Source organism: Pseudomonas sp. GW458-11-26-14-LB4 (assembly GCF_059423925.1).
In genome coordinates this window covers 150818-168063 of sequence record NZ_JBWKYU010000003.1, presented here as the reverse complement: position 1 = coordinate 168063, position 17246 = coordinate 150818, and the positions used below count along the sequence as shown (strand labels likewise).

Below are 17246 nucleotides of genomic sequence, written 5' to 3'. Positions count from 1 at the left end.
AGGAATCGATGATCCTTGCCCCTGTCTCACTTACCGCCCGTTACGTCGAGGAATGTACCGGTCACAAATGATGCCTCTGCGCTGGCCAGCCACAAAATGGCCCGCGCCACTTCCTCTGGCTGCCCGCCCCGGCCCATCGGGATTGAGTCCTTGACCCGATCGACCCGCCCCGGTTCGCCGCCGCTGGCGTGCATATCGGTATAGATATGTCCGGGTCGAATACAGTTGACGCGTATTCCTTCCCGGGCGACCTCTTTGGCGAATCCGATGGTGAACGTTTCCAGCGCACCCTTTGATGCTGCGTAGTCGACATATTCATTCGGACTGCCCAGACGGGCCGAGGCCGACGACACATTGATCACCACGCCGCCCGCACCGCCGTGCCGCAGAGACATGCGCTTAACGGCCTGTTGGGCGCACAGAATCGGCCCGAGCGCATTGACCGCAAAGATGCGTTGCATGCGTTCGAAGCCGAGGTTCTCCAGACGTGACTGTTGCGCCAGCACCCCAGCGTTATTGACCAGGACATCGATTCGCCCGAACGTGTGGTCGATCTCGGTAAAAAGACTCGCGACCTGCTCGGGATCGGCACTGTCGGCGCGCATCGCCAACGCCTTGCGCCCCATCGCTTCGATATCCGTCGCCACCGCCAGCGCGGCGGACTCATTGGCAACGTAACTGATCGCGACATCGTAGCCTTGGGCAGCAGCGAGTCGGGCGGTGGCGGCGCCTACTCCACGACTGCCACCCGTGATCAGAATCAGCGGAGCCTGCGAGACGTTGACCATGAAAACTACTCCTGAGCAAATAAAGCCGAATCAGCCGATGATGATCGCGCCGCTGGCGATCACCACACAGACCAGCACCCGGCGGACGGTAAGTGTTTCGCCGAGGAACAGGTAGCCAAGCAGCGCCGCAAACAGCACGCTGGTTTCGCGCAAGGCTGACACCGCGCCCAGCGGGGCTTCGTTCATCGCGTAGATAACGATTGCATAGGCAAGCAGAGAGACCAGCCCGCCCATTGCCGCAGCGAACATTCCGGGCCGGATCGAAAACAGGCTGCGGGCATCGCGCAAACCGATGTAGACCACCGGCATCAGCACGCCCCACAAGGCGCTCATCCACACCGTGTAGGCCAGCGGTGCACCGGAAAGCCGCGCGCCAATGCCATCGACCACGCTATAAGCCGCGATAAAGCAGCCGGTTCCCAATGCGTAAGGCAGGCTGGGCACCGACAGCCTGCGTTCCCGAAAAGCCAGCGAAATGATTCCGCCTGACACCAGCGCAATGCCGAGCAATTCGCCGGGGGTGATGGTTTCGCCGGCAAACAGCGCGGCGCCCAGCGTAATCAACGCGGGTGATGAACCGCGCGAGATCGGATAAATCTGCCCAAGATCGCCGACCCGGTAACTGCGCACCAGAAACAGGTTGTAGCCAACGTGCAGCAATGCCGACAGCAGTGCATATCCCCAGCTACGAGGTGCAGGCGCCACCATGAACATCGCGGCGACTGCACAGACTATGGCGATGGCAACGCACATCACCGTCATCGACCAGAGCCGATCGGCACCGCCGCGCAGCAGCGCGTTCCAGCTGGCGTGCAGCAGCGCGGCGAACAGGACAAGGAGGACGAGATGAGTAGGCATTGGCCATTTTAGGCAGCCCGAACGGCCGGATTACAGAGAAGACTCCTCATTGCTCCATGAGCGATTCTTCATGCCTCAAACCTGCCCGCCTTGCACTTTGAGCGCCTCACCGAGCAACCACTCGCGAAAACTCTCAATGTGCGGCTGCGTCTCAACGCCCTTGGGGCAAACGAAGTAATAGGCGAGCGGTGACTGAAACGGCACATCGAACAGCCGCACCAGACGGCCATCGTCGATTTCCTTCTCGACATGCCCGCTGCGCACCAGAGCAATGCCATGGCCGAGCAAAGCCGCCTCGACCGTCATATTGGTATCGCCAAACCTGACGCTTTCCCGCAGCGGCAAAAACGCCAGCCCGACGGACTGGAACCACGCTTCCCATTTCGGCGCCAGTTCGGCACCGTTGCGAGCCAGCAGCGGCAACTGCAACAAATCGGCGGGACTGCCGGGCATTCCGACGCGTTGCAGCAGTTCGGGACTGGCCACCGGGAAAACCTGCTCACCGAACAAAAACTGTGAATACAGACCGGGATAGTCGCCCTTGCCCAAGCGAATCGCGACATCGGCTTCGCTGCTGGCGAAGTGGATGATCTTGTCCGTGGTGTCCAATGACACCAACAGTTCCGGGTGCTGGCGGGCCAGGCTCGGCAAGCGTGGCAGCAACCATTTCAACGCAAAGGAATAGGTCGTGCTGACGCTGAGCCGCACCCTGCCCTTTTGCTCGCGCAGATCGGCCAGCGTCGCCTCAAGGCTCATAAAGAACTCGCGCACAATCGGCGCCAGGGTAGCGCCCGCAGGCGTAAGGCGTAACGACTTGCCCCGTTCAAACAGCTGCAGGCCCCAAAGTTCTTCCAGATGCCGCAGCTGATGGCTGACCGCGCTCTGGGTCACATGCAATTCCTGCGCGGCGGCGGTGAAAGTCGGGTGCCGGGTGGATACTTCGAAAGCCCGCAAGGTTGCGGTCGGGGGCAGATCTCTCATAAACAAAGGGTCCGGGATTGGCAAAACATCGAGGCATGAGTATCAGGTCATGTTAGAGCGAAATGTTGTGGGTTGCCTGTTCCAGGTAACAAGACTCTTGATGTTGGCGTATTGCTCCAGCAGCCAGGCGAGGTCTTTGTAAACAAGCGCCATATGCTCCGCAAGGATGTCGAGGCTCGGTAACTTCAGCGGAATATTTAATCGCCGCATAATCCTCACCGCGCAATTTCGCCTGCGACAGTTGCCGATCACGCAACACAGAATTGTCATCGAATCGATTGATAGCCTCCTAACGAAAGGTGCATGCTAGAGGGCTTTCCTCGGGCTTATATCATTCCGAATGATAGTTACCTTCGTGTCATTCGATTCGTTTGCCATCTACCCGCCGAGCATCATCCGCCCATCTTCAATACATTGGCGGATGCATCCATGGAACAATCACTCAAACATTTGCGCTTCCCGTTGGCTCTGTTGGCCGTGCTGGTGATGAGCGCGTGCGGCAAGACTCCGGAAACCGCCGCCACCATGCCCGCTGCCAAGGTCAGCGTGGCCAAGGTGCTGGAACAACCGGTCAACGAGTGGGACGAATTCACCGGGCGTCTCGAGGCGCCGGAAACCGTTGAAATCCGTCCGCGGGTCTCCGGCCAGATCGACGAAGTCGCCTTCACCGAAGGTGCACTGGTCAAGAAAGGCGACCTGCTGTTCCAGATCGACCCGCGTCCGTTCCAGGCTGAGGTCCGCCGCCTCGAAGCTCTGGTTGCCCAGGCCCGCGCCAACGCCACCCGCAGTGAAAACGAAGCCGGCCGAGGCGAACGCCTGCGTGCCAGCAACGCCATCTCCGCTGAACTGGCCGACTCGCGCACCAGCGCTGCACAGGAAGCACGCGCCGCTGTCGGCGCCCTGCAAGCGCAACTGGATCTGGCCAAACTCAACCTGAGCTTCACCCGCGTCACCGCGCCCATTAGTGGCCGCGTCAGCCGTGCCGAGATCACCGCGGGCAACCTGGTGACTGCGGACACCACCCCGCTGACCAGCGTGGTGTCCACCGACAAGGTTTACGCGTACTTCGACGCCGATGAGCGTGTGTTCCTCAAATACACTCAACTCGCCCGTCAAGGTCAGCGCGGCGCGACCACCCCGGTGTACATGGGCCTGTCCAATGAAGACGGCAACCCGCACCTGGGCCAGATGAACTTTATCGACAACCAGGTCAACCCGAAGACCGGCACCATCCGTGGTCGCGCGGTGTTCGACAACAGCGACGGCAGCTACACCCCGGGTCTGTACGCACGCCTGAAACTGGTCGGCAGCGGCACCTACAACGCCATGCTGATCAACGACGAAGCAGTCGGTACCGACCTCGGCAAGAAGTTCGTGCTGGTGATGGATGGCGACAACAAGACCGCCTACCGCGCCGTCGAACTCGGTCCGAAGATCGAAGGCCTGCGTATCGTGCGCAGCGGCCTGAACAAGGACGACACGATCGTCGTCAAGGGTCTGCAACGGGTTCGTCCTGGCTCCCCGGTTTCGCCTGAAGTGATCCCGATGGCCAGCGAGCAAACCATTGCCGCTCTCGCTCAACAACGACAAGCGCTGGAAGCCAGCAACCTGCCCAAAGTCGCACCTGCCAAAGGCGCGCCGGGTTCGGTTGTGAAACTGGCTGCTGCGACCCCACGCGGTTAAGGGACGACAACTCCGATGAATTTTTCCCAATTCTTCATTTCACGGCCGATCTTCGCAGCGGTGCTGTCGCTGCTGATCCTGATCGCCGGTGCGATTTCGCTGTTCCAGTTGCCGATCAGCGAATACCCGGAAGTCGTGCCACCGACCGTGGTGGTGCGTGCCAACTTCCCGGGCGCCAACCCAAAAGTCATCGGTGAAACCGTGGCGGCTCCGCTGGAGCAAGCCATCACCGGCGTCGAGAACATGCTGTACATGTCCTCGCAGTCCACCGCTGACGGCAAGATCACCCTGACCATTACCTTCGCTCTGGGCACTGACCTGGACAACGCGCAGGTGCAGGTGCAGAACCGCGTGACCCGGACCGAGCCGAAACTTCCAGAAGAAGTGACGCGCATCGGTATCACCGTCGACAAGGCTTCGCCCGACCTGACCATGGTTGTGCACTTGACCTCGCCGGACAAACGCTACGACATGCTGTACCTGTCCAACTACGCGATCCTCAACATCAAGGATGAGCTCGCTCGCCTCGGTGGTGTCGGTGACGTGCAGCTGTTCGGTATGGGCGACTACTCGCTACGTGTATGGCTCGATCCGAACAAGACCGCTTCGCGTAATCTGACCGCGACCGATGTGGTGACCGCGATTCGCGAACAGAACCGTCAGGTTGCCGCCGGTCAACTGGGTGCTCCTCCTGCCCCGACTGCGCAAAGCTTCCAGCTGTCGATCAACACTCAAGGCCGCCTGGTCACCGAGGAAGAGTTCGAGAACATCGTCATTCGTGCAGGCGAGGATGGTGAAATCACTCGCCTGAAGGACATCGCTCGCGTTGAACTCGGTTCCAGCCAGTACGCCCTGCGTTCGTTGCTGAACAACCAGCCGGCCGTAGCGATCCCGATCTTCCAGCGTCCGGGCTCCAACGCCATCGAAATCTCGAACGAAGTTCGCGGCAAGATGGAAGAACTGAAGAAAAGCTTCCCGCAAGGCATGGACTACAGCATCGTCTATGACCCGACGATCTTCGTGCGCGGCTCCATCGAGGCGGTGGTTCACACCCTCTTCGAAGCACTGATTCTCGTGGTTCTGGTGGTAATCCTGTTTCTGCAGACCTGGCGCGCCTCGATCATTCCGTTGGTGGCGGTGCCGGTATCGTTGATCGGTACGTTTGCGGTGATGCACCTGTTCGGCTTCTCGCTCAACGCCCTGTCGCTGTTCGGCCTGGTACTGGCGATCGGTATCGTGGTGGACGACGCCATCGTGGTGGTGGAGAACGTCGAGCGGAACATTGAACTGGGGCTCAACCCCTTCGATGCGACCAAAAAGGCCATGGGCGAAGTGACCGGCCCGATCATTGCCACGGCGCTGGTGCTGTGTGCGGTGTTCGTACCGGCGGCATTCATCTCGGGCCTCACCGGTCAGTTCTACAAGCAGTTCGCTCTGACCATCGCCATTTCGACCGTGATCTCGGCTTTCAACTCGCTGACCCTGTCGCCAGCGCTGGCCGCTGTGTTGCTTAAAGGTCACGACGCACCGAAAGACCGCTTCTCGCGAGTGCTGGACAAGATCTTCGGTGGCTGGCTGTTCCGTCCGTTCAACCGTTTCTTCGACCGCGCCAGCCATGGCTACGTCGGCACCGTGCGCCGGGTCATCCGTGGCAGCGGCATCGCCCTCTTCCTGTACGCAGGCCTGATGGTGCTGACCTTCTTCGGTTTCTCCAGCACGCCGACCGGTTTCGTACCCGGCCAGGACAAGCAATACCTGGTGGCCTTCGCGCAACTGCCGGACGCCGCGAGCCTCGACCGCACCGAAGATGTGATCAAGCGCATGTCCGACCTGGCACTGAAACAGCCGGGCGTGGAAAGCGCCGTAGCGTTCCCGGGCCTGTCGATCAACGGCTTCACCAACAGCCCGAACGCCGGCATCGTGTTCGTGACCCTGAAACCGTTCGACGAGCGTAAAGACCCGAGCATGTCTGCCGGTGCGATTGCCGGTGCCTTGAACGGCCAGTACGCCGGGATTCAGGAAGCCTACATGGCGATCTTCCCGCCACCACCGGTACAAGGTCTGGGCACCATTGGTGGTTTCCGCCTGCAAATCGAAGACCGGGGCAACCTGGGCTACGAAGAGCTGTACAAGGAGACCATGAACATTATTGCCAAGAGCCATAACGTTCCGGAACTGGCCAACCTGTTCACCAGCTACACCGTGAACGTGCCGCAGGTCGATGCCGCCATCGACCGGGAAAAAGCCAAGACCCACGGCGTGGCCGTCAGCGACATCTTCGACACCCTGCAGATCTACCTGGGTTCGCTGTATGCCAACGACTTCAACCGCTTCGGTCGTACCTATCAGGTCAACGTTCAGGCCGAGCAGCAGTTCCGCCTCGAATCCGACCAGATCGGCCAGCTGAAAGTACGCAACAACAAAGGCGAAATGATCCCGCTGGCGACCTTCATCAAGGTCAGCGACACCTCGGGCCCGGATCGCGTGATGCACTACAACGGCTTCATCACCGCTGAAATCAACGGTGCGGCAGCTCCGGGCTACAGCTCCGGCCAGGCCGAAAAAGCCATCGAGAAACTGCTCAAGGATGAACTTCCGAACGGCATGACCTACGAGTGGACCGACCTGACCTACCAGCAGATTCTGTCCGGCAACACTGCGCTGTTCGTGTTCCCGCTCTGCGTATTGCTGGCGTTCCTGGTACTCGCGGCTCAATACGAAAGCTGGAGCCTGCCACTGGCGGTAATCCTGATCGTACCGATGACCCTGCTGTCGGCCATCACCGGTGTGATCATTTCTGGTGGCGACAACAACATCTTCACCCAGATCGGCTTGATCGTACTGGTTGGTCTGGCGTGTAAGAACGCGATTCTGATCGTCGAGTTCGCCAAGGATAAGCAGGAAGAAGGCCTCGATCCGCTGGCCGCTGTACTGGAAGCCTGCCGTCTGCGTCTGCGGCCGATCCTGATGACCTCGTTCGCATTCATCATGGGTGTGGTGCCACTGGTGTTCTCCAGCGGTGCCGGTGCCGAGATGCGTCATGCCATGGGTGTGGCGGTGTTCTCCGGGATGCTCGGTGTGACCTTCTTCGGTCTGCTGCTGACCCCCGTGTTCTACGTGCTGATCCGCAACTTCGTGGAGCGCAGCGAAGCGCGCAAAGCGGCGAAGGCGAACAATCTTCAAAAGCCACTGGAGGCGCACCCATGAGTCTGAAAGTCTTCCTGCCGAGCCTGCTGGTGCTGGCCCTGAGTGCCTGCGCCGTCGGCCCTGACTACAAGACCCCGACGACGGAGGCGGCGAACATCACGTCCGCCACCGATGGCGCCGCCGGCCAGAAGAACTTCGACCGTTCGAAATTCGAAGGCATCTGGTGGCAGCAGTTCGACGATCCGACTCTCAACCAGTTGGTGACCCAATCGCTGCAAGGCAACCGTGAACTGCGCGTGGCATTCGCCCGCTGGAAAGCCGCCCGGGCAATCCGCGACGACGTCAGCAACGACGCAATGCCGACCATCACCAGCCGCGCCAGCAGCGACCTGGCCAAAGGTCAGATTCCGGGCCAGACCACCAAACGGGTCAACAGCGAACGCTACGACCTGGGTCTGGACATGGCGTGGGAGCTGGACCTGTTTGGACGCATCCAGCGCAATCTGGAAGCCAGCGACGCCGACCAGCAAGCGGCCGAAGCCGATCTGTACCAACTGCAAGTCACCATGATTGCCGAACTGGTGGACGCTTACGGTCAACTGCGCGGTGCCCAGCTTCGGGAAAAGATCGCCCTGGCCAACCTGAACAACCAGCAGGAGTCGCGCAAGATCACCATCAGCCTGCGTGACGCCGGCGTTGGCGATCAGCTCGATGTTGAACGGGCCGATGCCCGTCTGGCGTCGGTCGAAGCCAGCGTGCCGCAGTTGCAGGCGGAACAGGCCCGGCAGAAAAACCGCATCGCCACCCTGCTGGGTGAACGTCCGGACAAGCTGACCGTCGACCTGAGCCCGAAAGACCTGCCGGCGATTGCCAAGGCCTTGCCGATCGGTGATCCGGGCGAACTGCTGCAGCGTCGTCCGGACATCCTCAGCGCCGAACGCAAACTGGCTTCGGCCACGGCGCGTATCGGTGTGGCCAAGGCCGATCTGTTCCCTCGGGTCAGCCTTAGCGGTTTCCTCGGCTGGACGGCCGGGCGTGGTTCGCAGATCGGTTCCTCGGCGGCCAACGCCTGGGCACTGGGCCCAAGCATCACCTGGGCAGCGTTCGACCTCGGTAGCGTGCGGGCCCGTCTGCGCGGCGCCGATGCCGATGCCGAAGGCGCACTGGCGACCTACGAGCAGCAAGTATTGCTCGCGCTGGAAGAGTCGGAAAACGCCTTCAGCGATTACGGCAAACGTCAGCAACGGCTGATCTCGCTGATCCGCCAGAGCGAATCAAGCCGCAAGGCTGCCGATCTGGCTGAAATCCGCTATCGCGAAGGCACCACCGACTTCCTGGTGTTGCTCGACGCCCAGCGTGAACGTTTGAACGCCGAGGACAGTCAGGCCCAGGCCGAAGTGGATCTGTATCGCGGCATAGTCGCGATCTACAAGGCCCTCGGTGGCGGTTGGCAGCCAGAGGCGGTCGCCAGCAAGTAACAGGTTTTTAAAGAGCTCCTTTGGTTGGCCGCAACCAACCAAATTTTTTGCCCCGCGTATCATTCGGTCGCGGGGCTTTTTTGTACCTGTCTTTCTCGGTTTTCCAGCACGGTGACCGTGGCGGTAGTGCCGGCTCTCAGTCGGTCCTTGCCCGCGTAATCGGGATCGATGCCGATCCGCACCGGTACCCGCTGCGCCAGTTTCACCCAGGTGTAGCTGGGGTTGATGTTGGCCAGCAATCGACTGCCCGGCGCATTTTCCCGGTCAGCAATGGCGAAGGCGATGCTTTGCACGGTGCCGCCGAACTTTTCCCCGCTCATCAATTCGATCCGCACCCGATCACCCTCCTCGATCCTTGGCAGTTTGGTTTCCTCGAAATAGCCGCTGACATAAAAGGAGCCGCTGTCCACCAGTGCCAGCAGGGCGCTACCGGCCACCGCGTAATCCCCCTGACGGGTCAGCAGATTAGTGACATAACCGCTGACCGGCGCTTCGACACGGGTACGTTGCAGATCCAGTTCGGCCTGGGTCAATGCAGCTATCGCCAGTTGCACGTTGGCTTCAGCCAGACCGAGATTGGCCTGATTGCGCAACAGATCGGCCTGGGCCACGGCCACGTCGGTACTGGACTTCTCCCACTCCTCCCCGGAAATCGCGAACCCTTGCTTGAGCGTGCGTCGCCGGCGTTCTTCGCTCTGGCGCTGTTTGAGCAACGCTTCGCTGGCGACAATCGCCGCTTGCGACTGCCCGAGCGTGGCCTTTGAGACCTCCACCGAGCGTTTCGCATGCTCGACCGCGAGGCTGTAACGAGCCGGGTCGATCTCCAGCAACAACTGGCCCTTGTCGACATGCTGATTGTCCTGCACCGCCAGTGTGACGATGCGGCCCGAAACATCCGCCGACAGCGTCACCACATCCGCCCTCACCCGCGCATCCCGCGTCCACGGAGCTCGGGTGTAATGTTCCCAGGCAAACCAGCCAAGCACGATTGCCAGCAGCACCACTGCCAAGGTCGTCAATCGAGTGAGCAACGTCTTCAAGGTTTCAGGCTCCCATCAGCAAAATCAGTGTGGCGCACACGCAGGCGTACAAGGCGCCCTCGAACAGCGCCTCATGCCAGACAAAACGCAGGACGCCAAGCCGGCGCAAACCCCAGTCGAGCAGCAGAAAAACCGGTATGGCCAGCAACAAGGCCTGGGCGATAGGAGGCAAGTAAACGCCGCCGATCTCGAAATCAATGGGCAAGGACGGACTCTCCTTCAGAACGGTCGGGCTGCAAATGTTCGCCATGCCGCTCCAGAAACGACACCACGATCAACAGGGCCACTCGCATGCGAAACACCGACCATAGGTGTTCATGGGTGGCGACATGCAAGGCATCCAGCTCATCGCCGAGCGAATGCAGCGTAGTCAGCAACGGTGTCAGGCGCACATCCGGTCGGCCGGCGACGAAACGACCGGTCTGACGCAGCGCCGTCGACAGCTGCCGACCGAAAGCGTCCGTGAGCAAGGCGTTGTTCTGTGCCTGTTGCCTCAGTTGGTGCATGGCCACGCCCAGCGCCACGCAGGCGAGACTGATTTCATACAGGCGCTGCATGTCCCGATCGTTGGCGGCGGGTAACACGCCCAGCATTGAAGTCAGGCGATCGACCATTCGACTTTCGAAGGCGAATTGCTCTTCGTCGGTAGCCGGGCTTTTTGTCAGTTGATAGACCTGCTCCCGCGCCTCGTTATAAAAGCGCCTGATTCGAAAGGCCGGGCGAAAAGGGAAGATCCAGGCGTAGACAATCAAAGCCAGCATCGCCGCACTGACATAGGCCCCGGCGAATTCGAACCATTGAATGGCGGTGTTCTGCCCGGTGCCGACGTTCTGCGGACCGAGCATCAGGAAACTCGACAGCCCCAGCCCCATTCCGATACCGGCGGTGGCCGGGCTGGACAGTCCGACCGCGATCACATACAGCAAAGGCGCGAGCAACAAGGCCAACATTTCGAAATCACTGATCGCCGGGACCAGCATGAACTGATAAAACGCCGAAACCACCAGGGCCAGTCCCAACCCTCGCGCGTAACTCTGCGCAGCAACCAACGGGCGCGGAAACGTCGCCATCAGCGAACACAGAATCCCCACCAGAATCATCCCGCCCCGCGCGCCGTCCCAGGCGGTTTCGATCCAGATCAGTCCGGCCACCAGTAACGCGCTGAATGCGCGGATGGCGTTCATCGTCGCGAGCGTGAAATCCAGGTGCAAGGGGCTGGACTGGCCACGGAACATGCAGCTGGCCTCCCGGCCTTCCTGTATCGCATCGCTCAGTTCGAGAATCTGCTCCAGTTGCTGCAACAGCCGCGCCTGTTCCCAGCGCAATGCCCAGGCCAGCGAGCGCAGGGTTGCACTCATGTCTTCCGTCAGTTGTTCGGCCTTGTAGGCCAGCGCTTCGAATTGCTGTTGCAGCGCGACGAACTGGTGCCGCACCTCGGCTGGCAGTGAGCGTCCTTGCTGTGCGAGCTGATCAAGCAGTGCCAGCTCCTCGGCACGCAATTGCTGGATGTCCAGCGGCAGATCGCCCTCCCAGCGTTCGGTGAGCAGTTCCCGCTGGTGACGCAACGCGGTGAGGCGCGAGGTCAGCAGCATCAGCTGATTGCCCAGCAACAGCACCAGATTGTTGGCACTGCGCAGGCGTGGAGCATCGAAATACAAGTGCCGGCGCAGGCCTTCGAGGGCGCTGATCTCCCCCAGCAGCTGCATTTGCCGACGCTGAAAGTCCGCTTCGCTTTCTTCGGTGCGAAGCACAGCGGCGGCATGGGTGGCGGCGAGCTTGATCACCTGATCGACCTTCGCGAAATAGTTGCGTGATACCGCCTCGGGCCGCGCCGTCAGCAGGCTGACCACGCATACGCACGCCACCGCCAGCAAGGTTTCGGTAACCCGGGTCACCGCCAGCAGAAAGGTGCCGTCCTGATCCGGAATCGCCAGCAGCGCCACCACCACGGCGGTATACCCGCTCAACACGAACGCCTGGGAACTGGTGTAGCGCAGCAACGTGCCGCCCGCCGTGCACAGGGCCAGCCACAGCGCCAGGGTCGTGATGAACGGCAACGGCGCCTGGGGAAAGATCGCCATCAGCACCACCGCCACCACCGCGCCAAGGGTTGTCCCGATGATTTGCCCGAAGCTGCGTGCCAGCGCCATCCCGGCCAGTGGCTGGCTGATGATCACCACGGCCATGATCGACCACTTCGGCTGATCCAGGTCGAACAGGAACGCCAGGTACAAGGTCAGCAATCCGGCGGCAATGGTGCGTAAACCAAACAGCAGCACGGCCTGGCTGGGGTGGATCACCGCCTTGAAATAAACAAGCAGGGATTGCATGGGTAGCCTCTTCGAAACAACTTCTGCAAGCGTAGACACTGCATGGAGGGCATGACGGCAAACAGAGTCGACACGAGCTGTAGGTCGATTCAACGCCTGTAGTAGGCCATATCGGGCAGAGGGTTTGACTCACGGCGCGAGCTGACAGAAGCTTGCGACCTCCGCTATAAAACGAAAGTTTCGGAAATTCGCATGCCTCAGTCTCGCCGCTATTTGCTCATCAGCCTCGGCCTTGTGTTGGTCCTGCTCGTTGGGTGGCTGTCTTTTCGCAGCACAGTGCCGGTTGTGCCAGAAGCGATCAGGCATGGTTACAGTGAAGCGCTGGACGCCGCTCGTGCCGGTCAGCCGGGGGCCGCGCGGGTTCTGTATCAACAGCTGGGACGTCCGGATTTGTCCGCCAAGCGGCGGGTCTGGCTGCATGCCGAACTGCCCAACTACCCGAGTCCGCAAGCCTTGAAACTGGCGGATGCCGATCTGCAGCATGAATCTCCCGACGTGCGAATGGCAGCCATCAGGAGCGTGACCGGTCTGGTGCCCGGTGGCCAGCGCAGCCTGCTGCTCGGCCCGTTGCTCGAGGATGAAGATCAGAACGTTCGTTTTGCGGCAATCAACGCCCTGCTCGGCTTGTCGCCGGATCAACTGGGCCTGTATTTCGCCCCGCTCCAGCAAGGCATCGATGTGTGGGAGCAGGCGCTCAAGAGTCAGCCGGAAAGCGCCGCCAACTACGTGCAACTGGCGCGCCTGTATCTGCACAACGCCGAGTTGAAACAGGCACAGGAAGCGCTGGAACAGACCTTGCGTCTCGACCCCGGCAACCTGCCGGCGCTGGTGATGCAGATCGAAGTGCTCGATCGTCAGGGTCAGAGCGACGCCGCGCGACAATTGCTCGCCCGACAATTGAAGGCCCAGCCTGACTCGGCTTATCTGCAACATGCGCTGGGACTCTGGCTGCTGCACCACGATCAACGCGAGTACGCCCTGCTCGGTTTGTCCAAAGCCGTGGAGCTCGAGCCCGATAACAAGGACTATCGCTACGACCTCGCCACGACCCTGCACAGCGCCGAAGAACTGGAAGCGGCGCAAAAGCAGTTGCAGGAAATCGTCCAGCGTCATCCTGCCGATCGTAAGGCGCGGGTGTTGCTGATCAACTACTGGAAAGAAAGCGGTCAGTTGCAGAACGTGCAGATTCTGCTGGCCCAGCTCGAACAGATGAACCCGGACGATCCCTCTTTGCAGCAAGGCCTCTAGCGGCCTTCTCGACATCCCGCAAGAAAATCGGAACCGTCGTCACGGCAAAAGGTCAAGTAAACAGGCAGTGCCAAACGGCGTACGGCGCCCGCTGCCGCGTTTCCCCTAGTCATGAGAGGGCATTTTTTGTCTACATCGAACGCGTTGATCAGTGCAAAAGCCGCCACCGGCATCGAGGGTCTCGACGATATCCTGGCTGGTGGTTTGTCCCGCAGTCATGTTTTCTTGCTGGAGGGCGAGCCTGGAACCGGTAAAACCACAGTCGCGTTGCATTTTTTGCTGGCCGGCGCCCGTGCCGGCGAACGTTCGTTGTACATCACGCTGTCCGAAACCGAGCGCGAATTGCGCCAGGGCGCGGCGTCCCACGGTTGGGAACTGAACGAAAACATCGAAATTTTCGAGCTGACGCCGCCCGAAAGCCTGCTCAACGCCGAGCATCATCAGAGCCTTCTGTACTCCTCGGATCTTGAACTGGGCGAAGCGACCAAGCAGATTTTCGAAGTGGTCGAGCGGTTCAAACCCACGCGGGTTGTGCTCGACAGCCTCTCGGAAATCCGCCTGCTGGCGCAAAGCTCCCTGCGCTACCGTCGACAGATCCTGGCGATCAAGCATTATTTCGTGCGCTACGACGCCACGGTTTTGCTACTGGATGACCTGACCACCGAATCCCTCGACAAAACCGTGCACAGTGTCGCTCACGGCGTGATCCGCCTCGAAGAACTGACCCCCAACTATGGCGCCGAACGACGTCGCGTGCGGGTGATCAAGTATCGTGGCCAGAAATACCGTGGCGGCTTCCATGACTTCACCATCATGGGCGATGGCGTGCACGTCTTCCCGCGCCTGGTGGCGGCGGAGCACCGGGGCGATTACCCGCGGTTGCAACTGTCCAGCGGCATCAAGGAAATGGACGCCCTGCTCGGTGGCGGTATCGAGACTGGCTCCAGCACGCTGATTCTGGGTCCGGCGGGGACCGGCAAATCCTTGATCACCATGATTTTCGCGGCAGCCGCCGTGGCGCGTGGTGAAAAGGCCGCGCTGTTCATTTTCGACGAAGAACTGGGCCTGCTGTTCGAGCGCATGAATAACATTGGCATCGACCTCAAGGCCCTGCAGGCCACCGGCAATCTGCTGATCGAACAGGTGGATGCTGCCGAGCTTTCTCCTGGCGAGTTTTCCCACCGGGTGCGACGCTGCGTCGATGAAGGTGACATCAAGACCGTTGTGATCGACAGCATCAACGGCTATCAGGCCGCGATGCCGGAAGAGAACGCGCTGGTATTGCACATGCACGAACTGTTGCTGTACCTGAACCGCAAGGGCGCCGCGACGTTCATGACCGTCGCCCAGCATGGACTGGTCGGCGACATGCAGGCCCCGGTAGACATTACCTACCTCGCCGACACAGTGATTCTGCTGCGTTATTTCGAAGCCCTCGGCAAGGTACGCCGGGCGATTTCGATCATCAAGAAACGTACCGGCAGCCATGAATCGACCATTCGTGAATACCGCATTTCCAAGCAAGGCATGACCATCGGTGAACCGCTGGAAGCCTTCCAGGGTGTGCTGCGCGGAGTCCCCACCTACCTCGGCGCGAGTAACCCGCTGCTCAAGGATGACAACTTGTGACCCTCACCGTACCGCTGTCGGAACGGGCGTTGATTCTTGCGCCCCAGGGTCGCGACAGCCAAGTGGCGCTGATGATCCTCAACGAGGCCGGATACGGTGGCCTGATCACGCCCGATCTGGCCACCCTGTGCACCGAACTCGAGCCTGGCGCCGGGCTGCTGCTGATCGCGGCCGAGGCCCTGAATGGTCCGGAACTCGAAGGCCTGCTGCTGTACCTGGAGCAACAACCGGCGTGGTCTGACTTGCCAATTGTCTTGCTCACCCATCACGGAGGATCCGAACAAGGGCCCTCGTCGCAGCTCAGCAAATTACTGGGCAACGTGACGTTCCTTGAACGCCCTTTTCATCCGGCAACGTTGGTCAGCCTCATTTCCACCGCCCTGCGCGGGCGACGACGACAATACGAAGCCCGCGATCGCCTGATCGATCTGAGCAATAGCGAACGGCGCCTGCAATCGACCCTCGAAACCCTCGAGCAACAAGTCGAAGAGCGCACCGCACAGCTGCGGCACAACGAGGAAGCCCTTCGACAGTCGCAGAAGATGGAAGCGGTCGGCCAGCTCACCGGCGGTATCGCCCACGACTTCAACAACATGCTGACCGGCATCATCGGCAGTCTTGAATTGCTACGCCGTCGGTTGGCCCGTGGCCGCCTGGATGATCTCGACAGCCTGATCGACCTCGGTGTGACTTCGGCCAACCGCGCCGCCGGCCTGACCCATCGGCTGCTGGCGTTTTCCCGTCGCCAGTCGCTGGACTCCAAAGCCGTGCATATGAACGATCTGGTGCAGTCGATGGGCGAGCTGCTGCAACGCAGCCTCAACGAAAGCATTCAGCTGGACATGCGTCTGCACGAAAAATTGTGGGTGGCCGAGGCCGACCCCAATCAATTGGAAAGCGCCCTGCTCAACCTTGTCATCAACGCGCGCGACGCAATGCCCGACGGCGGCAATCTGGTGGTCGAGACGAAGAATCAGGTGCTGGATCGCGACTACACCGCGACCTATAGCAATCTGGAGCCCGGTGATTACGTCGTATTGAGCGTGACTGACAATGGCTGCGGCATGCCGGAAAGTGTCATCAATCGCGCGTTCGACCCGTTTTTCACCACCAAGCCAATCGGCCAGGGCACGGGGCTGGGTCTGTCGATGATTTATGGCTTCAGCAAGCAATCCGGTGGTCATGTGTCGATCGACAGCAAAATCGATGAGGGCACCACAGTCAAACTCTATCTGCCGCGCTTCCAGGGTGAATCACTGCCTCACGCACCGGTTGACATGGAGCAGGCGCCGGACGCCGTGGAAGGCGAAACCGTATTGATTGTCGAGGACGACCCGGCCGTGCGCGTGCTGGTCAGTGCGGTATTGAGTGAATTGGGTTACAGGTTTGTCGAGGCCGGCGACGCTGACGGTGCCATGCCGATTCTGGATTCGGAGCAACGCATCGATCTGCTGATCAGTGACGTCGGCCTGCCGGGCATGAACGGTCGGCAGCTGGCGGAAATCGGCCGGCAATACCGGCCAGACTTGAAGGTCCTGTTCATCACCGGTTATGCCGAGCACGCGGCGGTGCGCGGCGGCTTCCTCGACTCTGGCATGCAGATGATCACCAAGCCGTTCACCTTCGATCTGTTGACGGCGAAGGTGCGGGAAATGATCAAGAGCTGAGGCGGTTGACGCCTCAGGCCAGCAGTTCCTGAATCTTCTCCTGCAACACATCCAGATCGAACGGTTTTTCCAGGATCGGTGCCCGACGAGTGATCGGGCTGCCGGTCTCGCGGATTTCCTGCGGATAGCCGCTGATGAAAATCACCTTCAGATCCGGACGCAATTTGACGGCAGGCTCGGCGATCTGCACGCCGGAGATCCCGCCAGGCAGGCGGAAATCAGTAATCAACATGTCCAGATGCGGCTTGCTCGCCAGAATCTCGAACGCCTGCTCGCCGTTTTCGGCCTGCAATACGCGATAGCCCTGGCCTGACAAATAATCGGTCAGGACCATCAGGATCACCGGTTCGTCCTCGACGACGAGTACTACATCTTGTGCATCTACGCTCATGGGAAG

Annotated in this window: 13 protein-coding genes; 6 read left to right on the top strand and 7 right to left on the bottom strand. The window is 60.6% G+C overall.

The features are described from left to right. Window positions 1-26: 26 nt before the first annotated feature. From AC07XZ_RS05855 to gcvA, 3 genes are all read right to left on the bottom strand, one after another. Complete coding sequence (locus tag AC07XZ_RS05855; protein ID WP_102686202.1) at window positions 27-788, bottom strand: SDR family oxidoreductase; 762 nt, start codon at window positions 786-788, stop codon at window positions 27-29. A gap of 30 nt (window positions 789-818) precedes the next feature. Continuing rightward, window positions 819-1646, bottom strand: coding sequence for an EamA family transporter (locus tag AC07XZ_RS05850; RefSeq protein WP_102686203.1), 828 nt, complete (start codon window positions 1644-1646; stop codon window positions 819-821). A 75-nt stretch (window positions 1647-1721) separates the two neighbouring features. After that, window positions 1722-2627 carry a transcriptional regulator GcvA gene (gene gcvA, locus AC07XZ_RS05845; protein ID WP_102686204.1) on the bottom strand — a complete coding sequence of 302 codons (906 nt, stop codon included), beginning with the start codon at window positions 2625-2627 and terminating at the stop codon, window positions 1722-1724. 429 nt (window positions 2628-3056) lie between these two features. Between gcvA and mexE the strand changes: the two genes are divergently transcribed. Genes mexE through AC07XZ_RS05830 form a run of 3 tightly spaced genes read left to right on the top strand, consistent with a single transcriptional unit; the run spans window position 3057 to window position 8935 of the window. Continuing rightward, entirely contained in the window at window positions 3057-4310 is a 1254-nt protein-coding gene (gene mexE / locus AC07XZ_RS05840; protein ID WP_011334072.1) for a multidrug efflux RND transporter periplasmic adaptor subunit MexE, read from the top strand. Window positions 4311-4325: 15 nt separating this feature from the next. After that, on the top strand, window positions 4326-7517 hold the full coding sequence (locus AC07XZ_RS05835; protein ID WP_102686205.1) for an efflux RND transporter permease subunit: 3192 nt from the start codon (window positions 4326-4328) through the stop codon (window positions 7515-7517). Beyond that, entirely contained in the window at window positions 7514-8935 is a 1422-nt protein-coding gene (locus AC07XZ_RS05830; protein ID WP_102686206.1) for an efflux transporter outer membrane subunit, read from the top strand. Before AC07XZ_RS05835 ends, AC07XZ_RS05830 begins: the two co-directional genes overlap by 4 nt. Window positions 8936-8994: 59 nt before the next feature. Here AC07XZ_RS05830 and AC07XZ_RS05825 read toward each other — a convergent pair whose 3' ends face one another. Genes AC07XZ_RS05825 through AC07XZ_RS05815 form a run of 3 tightly spaced genes read right to left on the bottom strand, consistent with a single transcriptional unit; the run spans window position 8995 to window position 12305 of the window. Then, the gene (locus AC07XZ_RS05825) at window positions 8995-9975 is read right to left on the bottom strand and encodes an HlyD family secretion protein (protein WP_085745739.1); all 981 of its coding nucleotides are present in this window, start codon (window positions 9973-9975) and stop codon (window positions 8995-8997) included. Window positions 9976-9979: 4 nt separating this feature from the next. Next, the gene (locus tag AC07XZ_RS05820; RefSeq protein WP_085745740.1) at window positions 9980-10180 is read right to left on the bottom strand and encodes a DUF1656 domain-containing protein; all 201 of its coding nucleotides are present in this window, start codon (window positions 10178-10180) and stop codon (window positions 9980-9982) included. Continuing rightward, on the bottom strand, window positions 10170-12305 hold the full coding sequence (locus tag AC07XZ_RS05815; RefSeq protein ID WP_102686207.1) for an FUSC family protein: 2136 nt from the start codon (window positions 12303-12305) through the stop codon (window positions 10170-10172). The genes AC07XZ_RS05820 and AC07XZ_RS05815 overlap by 11 nt, the downstream gene beginning before the upstream one ends. A 192-nt stretch (window positions 12306-12497) precedes the next feature. Between AC07XZ_RS05815 and AC07XZ_RS05810 the strand changes: the two genes are divergently transcribed. From AC07XZ_RS05810 to AC07XZ_RS05800, 3 genes are all read left to right on the top strand, one after another. Next, window positions 12498-13553 carry a tetratricopeptide repeat protein gene (locus AC07XZ_RS05810; RefSeq protein WP_085745742.1) on the top strand — a complete coding sequence of 352 codons (1056 nt, stop codon included), beginning with the start codon at window positions 12498-12500 and terminating at the stop codon, window positions 13551-13553. 126 nt (window positions 13554-13679) lie between these two features. After that, window positions 13680-15182, top strand: a complete 1503-nt coding sequence (locus tag AC07XZ_RS05805; protein ID WP_085603805.1) for an ATPase domain-containing protein — start codon at window positions 13680-13682, stop codon at window positions 15180-15182. Next, a complete protein-coding gene (locus AC07XZ_RS05800; protein ID WP_085745743.1) occupies window positions 15179-16849 on the top strand; it encodes an ATP-binding protein in 1671 nt (556 codons plus the stop codon). Before AC07XZ_RS05805 ends, AC07XZ_RS05800 begins: the two co-directional genes overlap by 4 nt. 13 nt (window positions 16850-16862) lie before the next feature. Here AC07XZ_RS05800 and AC07XZ_RS05795 read toward each other — a convergent pair whose 3' ends face one another. Then, entirely contained in the window at window positions 16863-17240 is a 378-nt protein-coding gene (locus AC07XZ_RS05795; protein ID WP_007954537.1) for a response regulator, read from the bottom strand. Window positions 17241-17246: the final 6 nt, after the last annotated feature.

Excerpts from the sequence above, each read along its gene's own strand:
- AC07XZ_RS05855 (WP_102686202.1), bottom strand. The coding sequence starts at position 788 with ATGGTCAACGTCTCGCAGGCTCCGCTGATTCTGATCACGGGTGGCAGT.
- AC07XZ_RS05850 (WP_102686203.1), bottom strand. The coding sequence starts at position 1,646 with ATGCCTACTCATCTCGTCCTCCTTGTCCTGTTCGCCGCGCTGCTGCAC.
- gcvA (WP_102686204.1), bottom strand. The coding sequence starts at position 2,627 with ATGAGAGATCTGCCCCCGACCGCAACCTTGCGGGCTTTCGAAGTATCC.
- mexE (WP_011334072.1), top strand. The coding sequence starts at position 3,057 with ATGGAACAATCACTCAAACATTTGCGCTTCCCGTTGGCTCTGTTGGCC.
- AC07XZ_RS05835 (WP_102686205.1), top strand. The coding sequence starts at position 4,326 with ATGAATTTTTCCCAATTCTTCATTTCACGGCCGATCTTCGCAGCGGTG.
- AC07XZ_RS05830 (WP_102686206.1), top strand. The coding sequence starts at position 7,514 with ATGAGTCTGAAAGTCTTCCTGCCGAGCCTGCTGGTGCTGGCCCTGAGT.
- AC07XZ_RS05815 (WP_102686207.1), bottom strand. The coding sequence starts at position 12,305 with ATGCAATCCCTGCTTGTTTATTTCAAGGCGGTGATCCACCCCAGCCAG.
- AC07XZ_RS05810 (WP_085745742.1), top strand. The coding sequence starts at position 12,498 with ATGCCTCAGTCTCGCCGCTATTTGCTCATCAGCCTCGGCCTTGTGTTG.
- AC07XZ_RS05795 (WP_007954537.1), bottom strand. The coding sequence starts at position 17,240 with ATGAGCGTAGATGCACAAGATGTAGTACTCGTCGTCGAGGACGAACCG.